At 69.3% G+C, this 16907-nt stretch carries 9 protein-coding genes; 5 read left to right on the top strand and 4 right to left on the bottom strand.

The window, feature by feature from the left end:
- The 3 genes from AC07NX_RS00790 to AC07NX_RS00780 are packed head-to-tail and all read right to left on the bottom strand — an operon-like array spanning nt 1 to nt 3401.
- Entirely contained in the window at nt 1–933 is a 933-nt protein-coding gene (locus tag AC07NX_RS00790; protein ID WP_494638242.1) for an ROK family protein, read from the bottom strand.
- A complete protein-coding gene (locus tag AC07NX_RS00785; protein ID WP_494638240.1) occupies nt 930–2141 on the bottom strand; it encodes a glycoside hydrolase family 88 protein in 1212 nt (403 codons plus the stop codon). The genes AC07NX_RS00790 and AC07NX_RS00785 overlap by 4 nt, the downstream gene beginning before the upstream one ends.
- 3 nt (nt 2142–2144) lie before the next feature.
- Nucleotides 2145–3401 carry an oligosaccharide MFS transporter gene (locus AC07NX_RS00780; RefSeq protein WP_494638239.1) on the bottom strand — a complete coding sequence of 419 codons (1257 nt, stop codon included), beginning with the start codon at nt 3399–3401 and terminating at the stop codon, nt 2145–2147.
- 450 nt (nt 3402–3851) lie between these two features.
- Here AC07NX_RS00780 and AC07NX_RS00775 point away from each other — a divergent pair, with 450 nt between their 5' ends.
- From AC07NX_RS00775 to AC07NX_RS00755, 5 genes are all read left to right on the top strand, one after another.
- A complete protein-coding gene (locus AC07NX_RS00775) occupies nt 3852–5315 on the top strand; it encodes a glycosyl hydrolase family 28 protein (RefSeq protein WP_494638237.1) in 1464 nt (487 codons plus the stop codon).
- Between the two features lie 127 nt (nt 5316–5442).
- Complete coding sequence (locus AC07NX_RS00770; RefSeq protein ID WP_494638235.1) at nt 5443–6450, top strand: LacI family DNA-binding transcriptional regulator; 1008 nt, start codon at nt 5443–5445, stop codon at nt 6448–6450.
- Nucleotides 6451–6682: 232 nt separating this feature from the next.
- Complete coding sequence (locus AC07NX_RS00765) at nt 6683–8653, top strand: glycoside hydrolase family 97 protein (protein ID WP_494638233.1); 1971 nt, start codon at nt 6683–6685, stop codon at nt 8651–8653.
- Nucleotides 8654–8664: 11 nt separating this feature from the next.
- Entirely contained in the window at nt 8665–10383 is a 1719-nt protein-coding gene (locus tag AC07NX_RS00760; protein ID WP_494638231.1) for a glycoside hydrolase family 43 protein, read from the top strand.
- 339 nt (nt 10384–10722) lie between these two features.
- Nucleotides 10723–13662: a TonB-dependent receptor gene (locus tag AC07NX_RS00755; protein WP_494638229.1), complete on the top strand. Its 2940-nt coding sequence runs from the start codon at nt 10723–10725 to the stop codon at nt 13660–13662.
- A 76-nt stretch (nt 13663–13738) separates the two neighbouring features.
- Here AC07NX_RS00755 and AC07NX_RS00750 read toward each other — a convergent pair whose 3' ends face one another.
- On the bottom strand, nt 13739–16903 hold the full coding sequence (locus AC07NX_RS00750; RefSeq protein ID WP_494638227.1) for an efflux RND transporter permease subunit: 3165 nt from the start codon (nt 16901–16903) through the stop codon (nt 13739–13741).
- Nucleotides 16904–16907 lie beyond the last annotated feature (4 nt).

Below are 16907 nucleotides of genomic sequence, written 5' to 3'. Positions count from 1 at the left end.
CTAAACCAGGGCGCGCGGGGCCGCCTGGGCGTCGGCTAGGACGTTCCACAGTCGCGCGGCTCCACGCACGCCCGAGGCGTCGCCCCAGCGGGCCGGGGCGATGCGGGCCGACCAGCGGTCGGAGAACACCCGGGGCGCGATCAGGGTTGGCAGGCGCTCGTAGATCTCGCCGACATTGGACAGGCCGCCGCCGAGCACCAGCACGTCGGGATCGGCGATGTTGACGAGCACGGCGATGGCCCGGCCCAGCCGGTCGACATAGCGCTCGAACGCCGCGACGGCTTCCGGCTCGCCCTGGCGGAACCGGGCGATGATCGCCTCGCCGCTGGCCTGGACGCCAGTGGTGGCCGTGAAGTCGTGCTGCAGGCCGGTGCCCGAGATCCACATCTCCAGGCAGCCGTGCTGGCCGCACCAGCATCGCGGACCCGGGGTTTCCCGCGGCGTCGGCCAGGGCAGGGGGATGTGTCCCCATTCGCCGGCGACGCCGTTGGGCCCCTCGACCAGGCGGCCGTCCACGGCCAGGCCCCCGCCGCACCCGGTGCCCAGGATGATGGCGAAGGCGACGCGCGCGCCGGCGGCGGCGCCATCGACCGCTTCGGACAGCGCCAGGCAATTGGCGTCGTTGGCCAGGCGCACCTCGCGGCCCAGGGCGGTGGTCAGGTCCTCCCGGAAGGTGCGGCCGTTCAGATAGACCGAGTTGGAATTGCGCATCACCCCGGTGCTCGGCGAGATCGAGCCGGGCGCGCCAATGCCGATCGTGCCGCGGCCGCCGGCCTGCTGCTCGACCTGGGCGATCAGGTCGCGCACGGTCTCGATCGCGGCGTCGTAGGCGCCGGGATTGGGGGCGCGCACGCGGGCCAGATAGTTGCCCTGGGCGTCCAGGGCGGCGGCCTCGACCTTGGTCCCGCCGAAATCAATGCCGACCTGGATCACCAGTAGGGCTCCCAGGCGCGCGTCAGCCGGACCAGGGCCTCCAGGAAGAAGTAGTCGCCCCAGATGCAGGCCTCGTCGACGCCCACGCCGTTGGGCATGTGGTAGACCGCATGGGCCAGGACGCCCGTGCCGGGCGGTCCGGGGGGCAGCAGGTAGCGCGTTCCCAGGGTCTCGACGGTCGCCAGGGCCGCGCCCTCGTAGGCGGCGCGGTCGGGGTCGGTCAGCGGCAGGCCGCGGGCCAGTTCCAGCAGGCCGCAGGCGGCGATCGCCGCCGCGGAACTGTCGCGCTCGTGCGGCGCGGCGGTGAACACCAGGTCCCAGCAGCAGATCCGGTCGGCCGGCAGGCGGTTGAGGTAGTAGTTGGCGAGACGGGCGCTCAGCGCCAGCAGCGACGGATCGGCCTTGTAGCGGTGGACCAGCGGAAAGCCGCTGATCCCCCAGGCCTGACCCCGCGCCCAGCACGAGCTGTCGCTGTAGCCTTGGTGGGTCTTGCCCATCCGCGGGGCGCCGGTGACCGGATCCATAAAGAAGGTGTGGAAGGTCGAGCTGTCGGGCCGCACGATATGGCGCGCGGCCTGTTCGATATGGCGGTCCGCCGCGTCGGCGAAGGTCCGGTCGCCGGTCGTCTGGCTGGCCCAGTAGAGCAGGGGCAGGTTCAGGTTGCAGTCGATGATCATCCGGCCGGCCTGGGCGGGATCGTTGAGGTCGCCCCAGGCCTGGATGATGCCGGCCTGCGGCAGGTAGCGGGCCAGCAGCAGGCGGGCGGCCTCCAGCGCGGCGTCGCGCGCGACGGTGTCGCCGGTCAGCTTGTAGGCCGCCACGCAGGACAGCGAATAGAGGAAGCCCAGGTCGTGGTGGTCGACGTTGACCCGACGGTCGACGCGGTCCTTGAAGCTCAGCACCTGGCGTTCGGCGGCCTGGCGGTAGCGCGCCTCGCCGCTGACCTCGTAGGCCAGCCACAGCATGCCGGTCCAGAAACCGTTGGTCCATTCGACATTGTCCATGGCGGGATAGACCCCGCCGGTGCTGGACGGCGCCGGGAAGGCGTCCGTGAACACCGCCAGATTGGCGTCGATGCGCTCGAGCACCGCCGCCAGGATGGCGTCGAGGGCGCCGCGGTCGGGCGCGCGGCCTTCCAGGGCGCTTCGCAGCTTCAGCGGTTCGCGGTTCGCGGGTTGGGCGTTGGGCATCGAGGAAGTCGGGAGCATGGATCAGTCGACCTTGGCGAGATCGGCGTCGGGGAGGGCGGTCTTGAGCGCCGCGTCGGCCCGGCCCGCGGACGCGGGCGTCGGCGACAGGGCGAACAGCGAGGCGGTCCAGAACAGCGCCGCGCCCAGGGCGATCAGCAGGTAGGTGTTGGGAAAGCCGATCAGGTCGTACGACTTGCCAACGATCGGCGAGAGGATCGCCAGGCCCAGGGAGTGGCCGAAGCTGACGCCCACCAGATAGAGGGTCGAGGCCAGCCGGGCCTCGAAATGGGCGGCGATGTAGCGGAAGATCGACACCGCCAGGATCGGCAGCTCCAGCGAATGGAGCATCTTCATCGCCGAGATCGCCACCGGCCCCTCGACCAGACCCGATCCGGTGATGCGGAAGATCATGATCGCGGCCGCCAGCAGGAGGCCGTTCTTGGCGCCCGTGCGGTTGACGATGAACGGGGCCACGAACAACATCCCCGCCTCGACGAAGATCTGGGCCGAGTTCAGGTAGCCGAACATCGCCGCCCCGTGCTTGGGGTCGGCGAACTGCGAGGCGTAGTAGGCGGGAAACTGCTGGTCGAAGACCAGGTAGAGGTTGGTCACCCCCAGGATCAGGACCATGAAGCCCCAGAACTTGGGCAGCTTCAGGATCGCCAGGGCGTCCAGCGGCTTGAGGCTTTCCGAGCGGGCCTGCTCGTCGGCGGCGCCCTCTATCCGGGTCATGGCCAGGATCGGCAGCAGCAGCAGGCCGGCCAGCGAGGCCAGGGAGAAGTTGATCAGCGGATCGATGTTGTAGAGCCGGCCCGAGAAGAACGCCGCGAAGGCGAAGCCTAGCGAGCCCCACAGCCGGGCGCGGCTGTACTCGAACCCGTCCTTGCGGCCGACGCGATCGACGTAGGACTCCAGGGCGTAGCTGCCAGCGATGAAGGTGACGCCCAGATACAGCCCGCCCAGGACCGCGCCCAGCAGGATGTTGGTCTTCAGCAGCGGACCGTAGACGAAGGCGAAGAAGGCGCCCGACAGCATCACCAGGGCGGCGATGACCCACAGGATGGTCTTCCGGAAGCCGACCTTGTCGGACAGGAAGCCGTAGATCGGCTGCGAGGCCATGGCGAAGATGAAGTTGGCCGAGAACACCACGCCGGTCTCGGCGCCGGTCAGGCCAAGGGTGCGCTTGAGCCACAGGGCCAGCAGCGAGATGCTCATCGCCTGGGCGAAGAAGTAGAGGAACAGGAAGGCGCTGAGCAGCGCGTAGTTCTTCTTTTTCATGGCCTCGAGCAACTCCTCCCCCCGTTTTGCGCCAGGCGGCGACGCGGCTCTGGAGCCGCACGGGTCGCCTTGTGATAATCGAAAGAGATATCGATACCAAACAAAATCCTCCGCGCCGATGCACAATGGAAATTGCTTGCCAACCGATGATGATATCGATAACAGAGGCGGCGGGCCGTTTAAGCCCTGTCCTGCGAATTTTCTCGGGTGGATTCCTCCTGACTCCGAGAACGGGGCGCCGGGCCTAGCCGGCGCCCCGCGTTTTTCGATTCGGCGGGGCGGTCGCCACGCCCCCGGCGGCGGGCCTGGCGCAGGAAGCGGCGCGATCCATTCCAGCCGACGGCGATCTCGAGCGGGGCGGATAGTGACACGCCCCGCCGAGTTGGCTAAGACTGTTGTGATATCGATATCAAGTGACGGCGTCCCAGCCGTCCTCCAGGGAGCGACGCCATGCGCAGACACAGAATTTCCCGATCCGCGGCGGCCGGGGCGCTGGTCGGGTCCGTGCTCGCGGGAATGGGGCTTTCGAGCGCGGCCGTCGCGCAGAGCGACACCGACCAGGGCGCGGCCGCGCGGGTCGACCCCAACCTGCAGATCTACGCCACGCCGCCCGCCAAGCTCGTCTACAGCCTGCACAACGACGATTTCACGGTGCGGGTGAGGCGTCCGGGCGGGCCCTGGCGCGATCTCTACGAGTACAACATCAAGGTCGACCAGGATCGCCCGCACGACGCTTCGCTGGTCCAGTTCGATTTCCGCGGGACCGTCGAGGTCGCCGTGCAGAAGAACAACGGCGACTTCAAGAGGGTCGAGGTCCGCCCCGGACGGAACGCGATCAAGACCATGGTGAAGGACGGGGTGGTCTTCTTCACCCTGGACCGGCCGCGGAACCTTTCGGTGGAGTTCGACGGCGACCGCCTGGGCAATCTGCACATCCTGGCGGGCGAGCCGATCGCCTCGCCGGCGCCGGGCCCCGGCGTCGTCGTCTACGGGCCCGGCCTGCACGTCCCGCCGGAGGGCGCGACCTCGTTCCCGGCGGCTTCCAACCAGACGATCTATCTCGCCGGCGGCGCGCTGATGCAGGGCGTGTTTCAGCCGACCAAGGTCGAGAACCTCAAGATCATCGGCCATGGAATGTTCCTGGAGTCCGACCAGCTGGTGGTCCAGGACTCGAAGAACGTGCTGATCCAGGGGCCGACCTTCCTCAACCCCATCCACGGCTCGCTGGCCTGCAGCTCGTCCAGCCAGGTGCGGTTCCACGACATCAAGGCGTTCGGCAAGGGCCCCTGGTCGGACGGGATCAATGTCTTCGCCTGCCAGGACGTCAATATCGAAGGGGCCTTCATCCGCACCTCGGACGACAGCGTAGCGATCTACGCCACCCGCAAGAACGGCGTGGGCGACACGCGCCGCGTCCGGGTGAGCCGCTCGATCTTCTGGCCCGACGTCGCGCATGCCATGTTCGTCGGGCTGCATGGCGACAGCGCCAAGCCCAACACGCTGCAGGACATCTCCTTCGACGACATCGACGTCCTCAACCTCGACGAGGACGACCCGGAATATGAGGGGGCGATGGCCATCAGCGCCGGCGACACCAACACCGTCCGCGACGTCACGTTCAGCAACATCCGCGTGGACCACATCGAGGAAGGCAAGCTGATCAATCTGCGGGTGGTCTATAACGCCAAGTACAGCACCAGTCCGGGCCTGCTGGTCGACGGCGTCCACTTCAGGAACGTCAGCTATACGGGATCGGGCTGGGCCGGGCCGTCGATCATCGCCGGCTACGCCCCGGACCGGCCCGTGCGCAACGTGACCTTCGACAACGTCACCATCGCTGGCCGCAGGTTGACCGGGCCGGCGCCGGAGGTCCTCGAGGTCGGTCCCCATGTGAGCGGGCTTTCCTTCAAGTAGGCCCCCGCCGCCGCGGTCGTCGATTTAGCCTAGGCGGCCGACGGCAAATCTTGGCTAGAATGCTCCTCGGAACCGTTCGCGCGGCAGCCCGTGGGAGATCTTCTTGAGCGGCAAACGACGACCCAGCGTGACCCTTCACGATGTGGCCAAGCACGCTGGCGTCTCCTCGATGACCGTCTCGCGGGTGATCAACGACTACGCCTTCATCAGCGAGGCGGCGCGGGCCAAGGTGCTGAAGTCGATCGACGAGCTGGGCTACCGCCCCAACGCCGTGGCGCGCGCCACGCGCACCGGCGTGGCCCAGGTGGGGGTGCTGTACTCCAATCCCAATTCGTCCAATCTCAGCGCGTTCCTGATGGGCGCCTTCCGCAAGGCCGGAGAGATCGGCTGCCAGCTCCTGATCGAGCCCACGGCGGCCCATCCCACCTCGGCCAGGGCGGTGGTCAAGCTGATCGACGCGGGCGTCGGGGCGGTGGTCCTGCCGCCGCCGCTGTGCGACGACGCCAAGATCCTCAAGCTGCTGGCCGCCGCTGGCGTCGAGCCCGTCAGCTTCGCCACCGCCAGACCGTCGCCGGGCGTGACCTCGGTCGCGATCGACGACTTCGAAGGGGCGGCGATGATGACCCGGCACCTGATCGAGCTGGGGCACGTCGACATCGCCTTCGTCCGGGGGGATCCCTCGCACTCGACCTCGACGCGGCGCGAGGAGGGCTTTCGGGCGACCATGGCCCAGGCGGGCCTGGCCGTGGCCGACACCTATGTCGTCGAGGGCGCCTTCACCTACCGCTCGGGCCTGACGGCGGCCAGCCAGTTGCTGGGCCTGCGCCGCCGGCCCTCGGCGATCTTCGCCAGCAACGACGACATGGCCGCCGCCGTCAGCGCCGTCGCCCATGGCATGGGCATCGCCGTGCCGACCGAACTCAGCATCGCCGGCTTCGACGACACGCCCGTCGCCTCCACGATCTGGCCGCAGCTGACGACCATCCATCAGCCGATCGCCGACATGGCCGCCACGGCGGTGGACCTGGCGGCGGGGTTGGCGCGGCGCGAGTCCGACAATGACCAGGGGCGCAAGCACATCCTGGCCGAACTGACCCTGGTCGTCCGCCAGTCAACCGCGCCGCCAGCCAGCTGAAGCGTGTTCTCCTCGACGCCGGTTGGCGCGGCGGGCCGGGGCGCGTGGTCGTGATTGACGCCCCGGAAGGGGTGATGATATCGATATCAAACGTCGCGTCACGAAATGTCGCCGACGAGAAAACAGGTCGCGGCCAAGGCGCCGAAGGCCAGGCCGTCTGGGAGGCGTCGATGATCAGCCCGCTCTTCAAGCGCGTTCGCGTTCGCCCCGCGCATGGACCCGGAGCGTGCTGATGGTCCGCCGGCCCGTCGATCGTCGTCGCTTCGTGCTCCTGGCCGCCGCCGCGGCCGCGCCGCTTGGCCTGGCGAGCGCCGCCCTGGCCGCGCCGCGCGAAGGTTCCGCGCCCTCGCGGGTGGTCTCGCCCGACGGCCGGGTGCGGCTGGACCTGAGGCTGGGGGACGGCGACCTGTCCTGGAGCGTCCTGCGCGAGGGCCGCCCGGTTCTTCGCCCGAGCCGATTGGGACTGGTCCTGGCCGATGGCGACAAGCTCGGGGCGGGCGCGACGATCGTCTCGGTGTCGCGGCGACGATTGACGGGAACCTGGACGCCGACCTTCGGCGTGAAGGCCGCCTACAGCCAGGCCTGCGAGGAGATCACCGTCGAGCTGCGGGATCCCAAGACCGGGATCGCCTTCGCCGTGGTGGCCAGGGTCTATGACGCCGGCTGCGCGGTTCGCTACGTCCTTCGCCAGGCGCCGGGCGGACGGGGCGTGACCCTGGTCGGCGAGGCCACCGGCTTCAACCTGCCCGACGGTGTCGAGGTCTATTCCAGCCGGGACGAAGGCGAGTACCAGCGCTCCACGCCGGCCGCCTTGGCGCCGGTCGTGCACCCGGACCTGACGGCAAGCTCCGACGTCGGTCCCCTGGCCGACCTGCCGGTCACCGCCGTGGCGGCCGATGGGGGCGCGGTGCTGATCGCCGAGTCCGATCGCCTGCACTATCCGCGCGCCATGCTGCGTCCGGCCGCCGACCAGGCTGACGGGCTGGCGGTCCACCTGATGCACTATCCGGGCCGCGCCACCGGCTGGTCGGGACCGGGCGACACGCCGCCGGCCCCGACCTTCCGGCTCGACGTGGGCCAGGCCACGCCCTGGCGCGTCCTGATCCTGGCCGACGACGTCGCGGGCCTGATCGAGCGCGCCGACCTGATCCCGACCCTGGCCACGCCCAACATCCTGGGGGACGTCAGCTGGGTGAAGCCGGGCAGGGCGGTGCGGATCCGCAAGCCCTACAGCACCGAGGCCAGCCTGAAGGTGGTGGAGTTCGCGGCCGCGCGGAAGCTCGACTATGTCGAGTTCGACGCCCACTGGTACGGCGACGGCACCGATCCGGGCGACGCCACCGTGCCGATCGCGGGGCTGGATCTGCAGCGCATCATCGACGCGGCCCGCGCCAAGGGGATCGGCATGATCCTCTATGTCGACCGCGTGCCGGCCATGCGCCAGCGGGACGCGATCCTGGACACCTACCGGCGCTGGGGCGTGGCGGGGATAAAGTTCGGCTTCGTCTGGGAAGGCCGGCAGGCCGACAACGACTTCATCTTCGACCTGGTCAAGGCCTGCGGCGAGCACCGGCTGCTGGTCAATCTGCACGACAACCTGCGCCCGGCCGGCCTGGAACGGACCCTGCCCAACTATGTCGCCCTGGAAGGCGTGCGCGGCAACGAGCAGTTCCCGACCGCCCGCCACAACGTCACCCTGCCGTTCACCCGCGCGGTGGCCGGGCCGATCGACTATACGATCTGCTACGCCCATCCGAAGAACCAGACGACCAACGCCCACCAACTGGCGATGGCGGCGGTCTACTACAATCCGCTGACCTTCCTCTATTGGTACGACACGCCGGACAAGTACGCCGGCCGGCCCTGGCCCGACTTGCGATGGTTCGACGAGTGCCCGACCACCTGGGACGAGACCCGGGCCCTGTCCGGCGCCATCGGCGAGCACGTGATGGTCGCCCGCCGCCACGGCAAGCGCTGGTTCCTGGGGGCGATGACCAATGAGGCGCCACGTGTCCTGAAGGCGTCGCTGGGGTTCCTGGGGCGTGGACGATGGATGGCGACGGTGTTCGCCGACGGTCCTCGCGCGGGCGCGGCGTTCGAGACGCCGGTGGTCATCCGCAAGGTTCCGGTCACCGCCGCGACGGTGCTGTCGCTGGCCCTGGCGCCCAGCGGCGGCCAGGCCATCCTGTTCGAGCCCCTGTAGCGGAGACGCCCGTGCCCTGGACCCAATCCATCGTCGGCGCGCTCCTGGCCTGCGTCACCGGCGCCTCGGCCCTGGCCCAGCCTGGCCCTCCGCCCTTCGCCGCCGACCAGGGGGACGGGACCTATCGCAACCCCGTGCTGGCTGGCGACTATTCCGATCCGGACGTCGTCCGGGTGGGCGAGGCCTATTATCTGGTGGCCTCGTCGTTTACCAACGTGCCGGGCCTGCCGATCCTGAAGTCGACCGACCTGGTCAACTGGACGCTGATCGGCCACGCCCTGCCGCGGATCACCCCCGTGGCCCATCACGCGACGCCGCGGCGCGGCGGCGGCGTCTGGGCGCCGGCCATCCGCCACCGCGGCGGCAGGTTCATGATCTACTATCCCGATCCGGACTTCGGGATCTTCCTGGTCACGGCGACCGACCCGGCCGGGCCGTGGAGCGCGCCGGTGCTGGTCGACGACAGCAAGGGCGCGATCGACCCGGCGCCCTTCTGGGACGACGACGGCCAGGGCTGGCTGGTGCACGCCTGGGCCGGCAGCCGGGCGGGGTTCAGCAACGTCATCACCGCGCGGCGCCTGAACGCGGCCGGCGACAGGACGGTCGGCGAGCCAGTGACCCTGATCGACGGCGCCAAGCTCCCGGAGGTGGCCACCACGTTCGGACCGTCGCCCTGGTTCACCACCGAGGGGCCCAAGCTCTACAAGCGCGACGGCTGGTACTACATCTTCGCCCCGTCCGGCAGCGTGAAGGGCGGCTGGCAGGGCGTCTTCCGGTCGCGCGCGCTGCTGGGCCCCTACGAAGGCCGCAACGTCCTCGACCAGGGCAAGACCCAGATCAACGGACCCCACCAGGGCGCCTGGGTGACCACGCCCAAGGGCGAGGACTGGTTCCTGCACTTCCAGGACACCGACTCCTACGGCCGGCGGGTCTGGCTGGAGCCCATGGTCTGGAAAGACGGCTGGCCGGTGATCGGCGAGGACCTCGACGGCGACGGCCGGGGCGAGCCGGCGCTGCGGTGGCGCAAGCCTAAGGTCGACAAGCCCGTGACGCCGTCCGTGGTCCAGGCCAGCGACGGGTTCGACGGCGCCTTGTCCCTGGCCTGGCAGTGGAACGCCAATCCCGGCGACGACTGGGCCAGCCTGACGGCCAGGCCCGGCGCCCTGCGCCTGAAATCGATCTCCTCGCCGGAAAACCTTTGGGAAGCCGGCACGTTGCTGACCCAGAAGCTGCCCGGCCCGACCTTCAGCGCGACGACCAGGATCGATTTCGCGCCCAAGGCGGTCGGCGAGCGCGCCGGCCTGGTGATGTTCGGCGCCGACTACGCCTGGATCGGCCTGGAGAAGACGGCCGACGGCGTGCGCCTGGTCCGGGTGGACCGCATCGGCGCCGACGCCTTCCAGCCCGAGCGCGTCACCGTCGGCCTGACCTCGGCGCCGGCCAGTATCTATCTGAAGCTCAGCGCCTCGCCGGTCACCGTCGCCGACCCGCCGCCGAGCTTTCCGCACTATGCGCCGTCGATGCTGCGTTCGACCCATGCCCGGGTCGTGTTCAGCTACAGCCTAGACGGCGTGTCCTATACGCCGCTCGGCGATCCGTTCATCAGCAAGCCGGGGCGATGGGTGGGCGCGCAGATGGGCGTCTTCTCCCAGGCCGCCGCGGGGCGACCGGCCTATACCGCCACGCGGATCGGATGGACCGACATCGACTCGTTCGACGTCACGCCCTGACCCGCTCCGGCCAAGCGCCACGGGAATGATATCGATAACTACTCCTGCGTGCGCCACGGCGCGCAAAGGGCGTCATTTTGTCTCAGCTGACCGACAATTCGCCAATAGTAGGACAATTGACATATTGCCATTCGGCTTGATATCGATAACAGTACTTCAGCGGCGGACACGGTCGCCAGAACGAAAACGAAATGGCCTCGGCGTCGCCGCGGGCCGTTCAGGAGCGAAACGAAGAGGCTAACCGCAACTGCGTCCGAGCGTCACGGCAGAGCCGGGCGCGCGCTGCGCTACCGTCGCCCCGACCGGGCGGCGCAACGAGACAATCCGGAGGGGAACACCATGTCGAAGCCAACCCGCAACCGATCGGCCCACGGCCGACTCCTGGCCACCGCGTCGATGACCGCCCTGCTGGCGGCCGGCTGGACGGCGGCCAGCGCCCAGACGGCGTCCGCGCCCGCCAACGACACGGCCGTCGAGGAGGTGGTGGTCACCGGCATTCGCCAGAGCCTGCAGTCGGCGGTGTCGATGAAGAAGAACACCATGGAGGTGGTGGACTCCATCCGCGCCGAGGACATCGGCAAGCTGCCCGATCCCAACGTCGCCGAGACCCTGACCCGCGTGCCGGGCGTGCAGGGCTACCGCTACGGCGGCGAAGGCGCCTCGCCGGTCGGCGTCGGCTCGGGCCTGACCATCCGCGGCCTGTCGGGCCAGACGGCGTCGCAGGTCGACGGCCGCGCCTACTTCACCGCCGGCGGCAGCGAGTTCAACATCGAGGCGGCCATCCCGGGCATGATCGCCGGGCTCGACGTCTACAAGAACCCGTCGGCCGAGCACATCGAGGGCGGCATCGGCGGCCTGGTGGATGTCCGCACCCGCCGCCCGCTGGACCTGAAGGGCTTCACCGCCAGCGCCGCGATCAGCGGCAAGTACAACGACATGGTCAAGAGCCTGCAGCCCGAATACTTCGGCCTGGTCGCCAATCGCTGGAACGTCGGCGACGGCGAGATGGGACTGCTGCTGGCCGCCAACTACCAGAAGAGCTGGAACCGTTCGGACAACGCTCCCGGCCCCGGCGGCACGAACCTGCGCCGGGTGGCGGCGGCCAACAGCAGCGACTGCAGCGCCGCCAACCTGGGCTCGGCCTATAATGCGACCCTGGCCGGCCGTTCGGATCTCAACTGCCTGCTGACCGTCACCAACGCCGACGCCTTGGCCATGACGCCGGCCCAACGCGCCAACCTGGTCAATTTCGCCGGCGTGCAGATCAACCAGAACGAGGAAGACATCCAGCGCACCCGCAAGGGTGTCAACGGCGCGTTCCAGTGGAAGCCGAAGTCGAACCTCGAATTCTACATCGACGGCAACTACAACTCGTACCTCTACCACCAGAGCTACCGGTTCCTGAATTCCAGCGACAGCCGCTACGTCCAGAACCTGACGACCACGCCGTTCAGCACCAACGAGGGCCTGGCGAGCCGTAACGCCAACGGCGGCGAGGACGCGATCCTGGCCGGGCAGCGCTTCGCCGGCGGCACGTTCGTCGGCTCGACCTTCAGCAGCACTGGCGGCGAAGAGCACCGGCTCTACAAGACCTGGATCCTGGCCGGCGGCAGCAAGTGGAGCCCGACCGACGACCTGGACCTGAAGTTCGACCTCTCCTACGTCAAGGCCGACCAGCATCAGGACAACCGTGCGGTCGTCATGACTCCCCGGGCCGGCCTGACCTGGAACACCACCCGCGCCATCGGCATGCCGCAACAGGTCTCGATCTCGGGTCCGGATCTTGGCAGCCCGAGCACCTGGGTGTTCCAGAACTACGCCAACGGCACCAACAACGTCTATGACGATGCTGGCCTGGCCGCCCAGTTCGACGGCAAGTACAAGCTGCACGACAGCTTCATCGAGGCCATCAAGTTCGGCACGCGATATTATCGCAAGAAGTCGAAGTTCTATAACTACTCGTTCAGCGGCAAGAACCTGACGACCGACGGCCTGGGTCTGGCGGCCAATCAGTCGAACGCCATCTTCGCCACCAGCGCCGCAGACCTGGTCAACGGCTCGCACACCAACTGGCTGGACGGCGACGCCGGCTACGGCGGCGGCTTCCTGACCTTCAACCCGGACGCGCTGCTCGGCGACAACGTCCGCAACCGCTTCCCCCTGGCCGGCATCCCGGCCGAGGACTCCCTGCCCGAGATCGTCCAGTCGCGCCGCCTGGCGACCGAGCAGACCTTCGCCGGCTATGGCGTCGCCGACTTCTCGTTCCTGAACGACAAGATCCGCGGCAACATCGGCGCCCGGGTGGTCCGCACCGAACTGGACGCCGAGGCCCGAATCTTCGACGCCACCGGTGCGATCGTCCCCAACAAGAGCAGCAACGCCTATACGGACATCCTGCCGACCTTCAACGTCACCGGCTACATCACGCCCGACACCCTGGTGCGGTTCGGCTATGGCCAGGGCCTGACGCGCCCCAGCGTCGGCGACATCAATCCGACGATCTCGGTCAACACCACCAACGGCACCGGATCGCAGGGCAACGCCGACCTGGCGCCGCTGCGGGCCGACAGCTACGACCTGTCGTTCGAGAAGTACTTCAACAACACCAGCTATGTGTCCGCCGCGGTGTTCTACAAGGACGTCAAGGGCTTCGTCCTGGGCGTCGAGGAATGCCAGACCGTGGCGATCGCCGCGCCCTATTCGGGAACCACGCCGAACAGCTGCCCCACCGGCCAGTATCGGGTCACCAAGCCGGTCAACGCCCAGCCGGGTTACGCCAAGGGCGTGGAACTGGCCTTCCAGACCTTCTTCGACTACGGCTTCCTGCCGGATGTACTGAAGAACTTCGGCGTCCAGGGCTCCTACACCTACGTCAAGACCGAACTGCCGCTGAAGCTGACCGGCGCCTCGGGTCCGGTCACCAACGTTCGCCAGCCCTTCCAGTCGGACAACAACTACAGCATCGCCGGCCTCTACGAGAACGGCTTCATGTCGGCCCGCCTGGTCTACACCTACCGCTCGGATTTCGTGCTGTTCGGGGTCTCGGCCAACCCGATCGACGGCCGTTACCTAAAGGGCTACGGCCTGCTCGATGCGTCGGTGAACTTCAACCTGCGCAAGGACCTGACCCTGTCGCTGACGGCGTCGAACATCACCAACAAGGCGCCCCAGCGCTATGTGGGCGAGCCCGACAACGGCTACGACACCGACATCCTGCGCCAGGCCTTCATGAACGGCCGCATCTACGGGGTGAGCCTCCGCTACAAGTTTGGCGGCTAGCCCGGTCACGTATCCTCCCCCTGCTGCGCCGCCCTTCGGGGCGGCGCTTTTTTGCGTGGAAGGGGCCGCCGCCGGGTCATCCGGGCGGCCTGCTCCGCGACGCCAGCGAGGCCGCGAAGACGGGCAGGGCCAGCAGGGTCAGGGCCGTGGAGGTCAGCAGGCCGCCGATGACGACCGTGGCCAGCGGCTTCTGCACCTCAGCCCCGGCGCCGATGGCGATCGCCATGGGCAGGAAGCCCAGCATGGCGACCAGGGCGGTGGTCAGGACCGCCCGGAGGCGACCCGCCGTACCGGTGACCACCGCCTCGACGGGGGCGAGCCCCATGGCCAGCTGCTGCCGGATGCTCTGCATCAGCACCAGGCCGTTCAAGGTCGCCACCCCCGACACCGCGATGAAGCCGACGGCCGCCGAGATCGAGAACGGCATGCCGCGCAGCGCCAGGGCCGCCGCGCCGCCGACCAGGGCCAGGGGCACGCAGGCGAAGACCAGCGCCGCCTCCGCCGCCGAGCCCAGGGCGAAATAGAGCAGGACGGCGATCACCAGGAACACGACCGGCACGATCACCATGAGGCGGGCCGAGGCCCGCTCCAGGTTCTCGAACTGTCCCCCCCAGTCCAGCCAGGAGCCGGCGGGCAGGGGAACCTGATCGCGGACCGCGACCTTGGCGTCGGCGACGAAGCCGCCCAGGTCGCGGCCCCGGACATTGGCCTGGACGACGATGCGCCGCTTGCCGTTCTCGCGGCTGATCTGGTTGGGCCCCTCGGCGGCGTCGAAGCGGGCCACGGTCGAGAGCGGGATGGCCGCCGTGCCGGGCGGCGCGCCTTCCGGCATGACCGGCAGCTGGCCCATGACGGCCGGGTCGTTGCGGCGCTGCTCGTCCAGGCGCACGACCACGTCGAACCGCCGGTCGCCCTCGAGGATGTGACCCGCCTCGCGTCCGCCCAGGCCGATGGCCAGGGCGTCGGCGGCGTCGCTGGCGTGGACGCCCAGGGCGGCGGCCGCCGTACGGTCCACCGTGGCGGTGATCGTCGGCTGGCCCGAGACCTGTTCGACCTTGACGTCGGCCGCGCCCCGCACCCCGCGCAGGGCCTTGGCCACCTTCTGGGCCGTCTGGTCCATGACCGCGAAGTCGTCGCCATGGACGCTGACGGCGACGTCTGAGCGGACCCCCGCGATCAGCTCGTTGAACCGCATCTGGATCGGCTGGGTGAACTCGTAGGCGTTGCCCAGGTGCTGGCCCAGCGCCGCCTCCATGCGCGAGACCAGCTCCGTCTTGGGCAGGCGCGGGTCGGGCCACTGCTTGCGCGGCTTGAGGATGACGAAGGTGTCCGAGGCGCTGGGCGGCATGGGGTCGGAGGCGATCTCGGCGGTGCCCGTGCGGGTGAAGACCAGGGCGACCTCCGGCATGGCCGCCAGGGTCTTCTCGACCCGGAACTGCATGGCCTGGCTCTGCTCCAGCGAGATCGACGGCACGCGCGAGGCCTGGACCATCAGGTCGCCCTCGTCGAGCGTCGGGATGAACTCGCGGCCCAGGCTCAGGAAGGCGACGAGGCCAACCAGCAGAGCGACGCCCGCGCCCGCCGCCACCGCGACCGGCCGGGCGACGAGGCGGCGCAGCAGGGGCTCGAACCGCGCGCGGGCGGCGGTCATGACCCGGGTCTCCCCATGCCCCCTGGGCTCGCCGATCAGCAGGGCGGCCATGGCGGGCACGAAGGTCAGGGACAGCAGGAAGGCGCCGGCCAGGGCGAACATCACCGTCGCCGCCATGGGGCCGAACATCTTGCCCTCCACCCCCTCGAAGGCCAGCAGCGGCGCATAGACCATCAGGATGATGGCCTGGCCGAAGGCCGCCGGCCGGGCCATCTCCCGGGCCGAGGACGCGGCGATCTCGATCCGCTCGCGGGCCTCCAGCGGCCGGCCCAGGTCCCGCCGGCGGAGCGCCAGCCGGCCCAGGGTGTTCTCGATCACCACCACGGCGCCATCGACGATCAGGCCGAAGTCCAGGGCCCCCAGGCTCATCAGGTTGCCGCTGATCCCGAACCGCCGCATGGCGATGGCGGCGAACAGGAACGACAGCGGAATGACCAGGGCGGTGATGATCGCCGCCCGGATGTTGCCCAGGGCCACGAACAGCACCGCGATGACCAGCAGGGCGCCGAAGGCCAGGTTGTGCTCGACGGTGGCGATGGTGGCGTCGACCAGGTCGGTGCGGTCCAGCACCGGCTTGACCACCACGCCGGCCGGCAGGCTGGCCTGGATCGTCTTCAGGCGTTCGCCGACCCGCGCGGCGACGGTCCGGCTGTTCTCGCCCGCCAGCATCAAGGCGGTGCCGATCACCACTTCGCGGCCCGCCTCGCTGGCCGAGCCCAGGCGCGGGGCCTGGCCGGTCACGACGGTGGCGACGTCGGAGACGCGGACCACCGATCCGCCGCGTCGCCCGACCGGGGTCTCGGCCAGTTCGGCCAGGGTCTTCACCCGGGCGTCGGCGCGCACGATATAGGCCTCGCCGCCGCGCTGGACATAGCCCGCGCCCTCAACGCGGTTGGCGTGCTCGAGCGCCTCGATCAGCTGCGGCAGGCTGATGCCGAAGGCCGACAGCTTGGCCGGGTCGGGCTGGACGACATACTGCTTGACGTAGCCGCCCAGCACGTCGATCCCCGCCACGCCCTTCAGCGTCTTCAGCTGCGGGGCGACGATCCAGTCCTGGACCGTGCGCAGGTAGGTGGCCTTCTCGACGTCGGTGGTCAGGCGGTCGCCCTCGGGGGTGACATAGACCGCGCCGGGCCGCGCGGCCGGACCCGCCAGTTCGACCGTCCAGATATAGACCTCGCCCAACCCCGTGACCGGTGGCCCCATGGCGGGCTCCAGGCCGTCGGGCAGGTCGGCGCGGGCGGCCTGCAGCCGCTCGTTGATCAGGTTACGGGCGAAATAGAGGTCGGTGGCGTCGGTGAAGACGGCGGTGATCTGCGAGAAGCCGTGCCGCGACAGCGAGCGGGTCTCGACCAGCCCCGGAATGCCGGCCAGAGCCGTCTCGACCGGGAAGGTGACCTGGCGCTCGACCTCCTCGGGGCCGAGGGCCGGGGCGATGGTGTTGATCTGCACCTGGCGGTTGGTGATGTCGGGGACCGCGTCGATGGGCAGGCCGGCCAGCTGGCTTCCGCCATAGGCCAGCAGGGCGACGGCCAGCAGGGCGACGATCCAGCGGAAGCGGACGGAAAGGTCGATCAGGCGTGCGAGCATGCTC

The sequence above is a fragment of the Caulobacter sp. GW821-FHT09A05 genome, from assembly GCF_059418465.1.
Note: the sequence above shows the minus strand (reverse complement) of the source record. Positions and strands in the feature narration are given on the sequence as shown.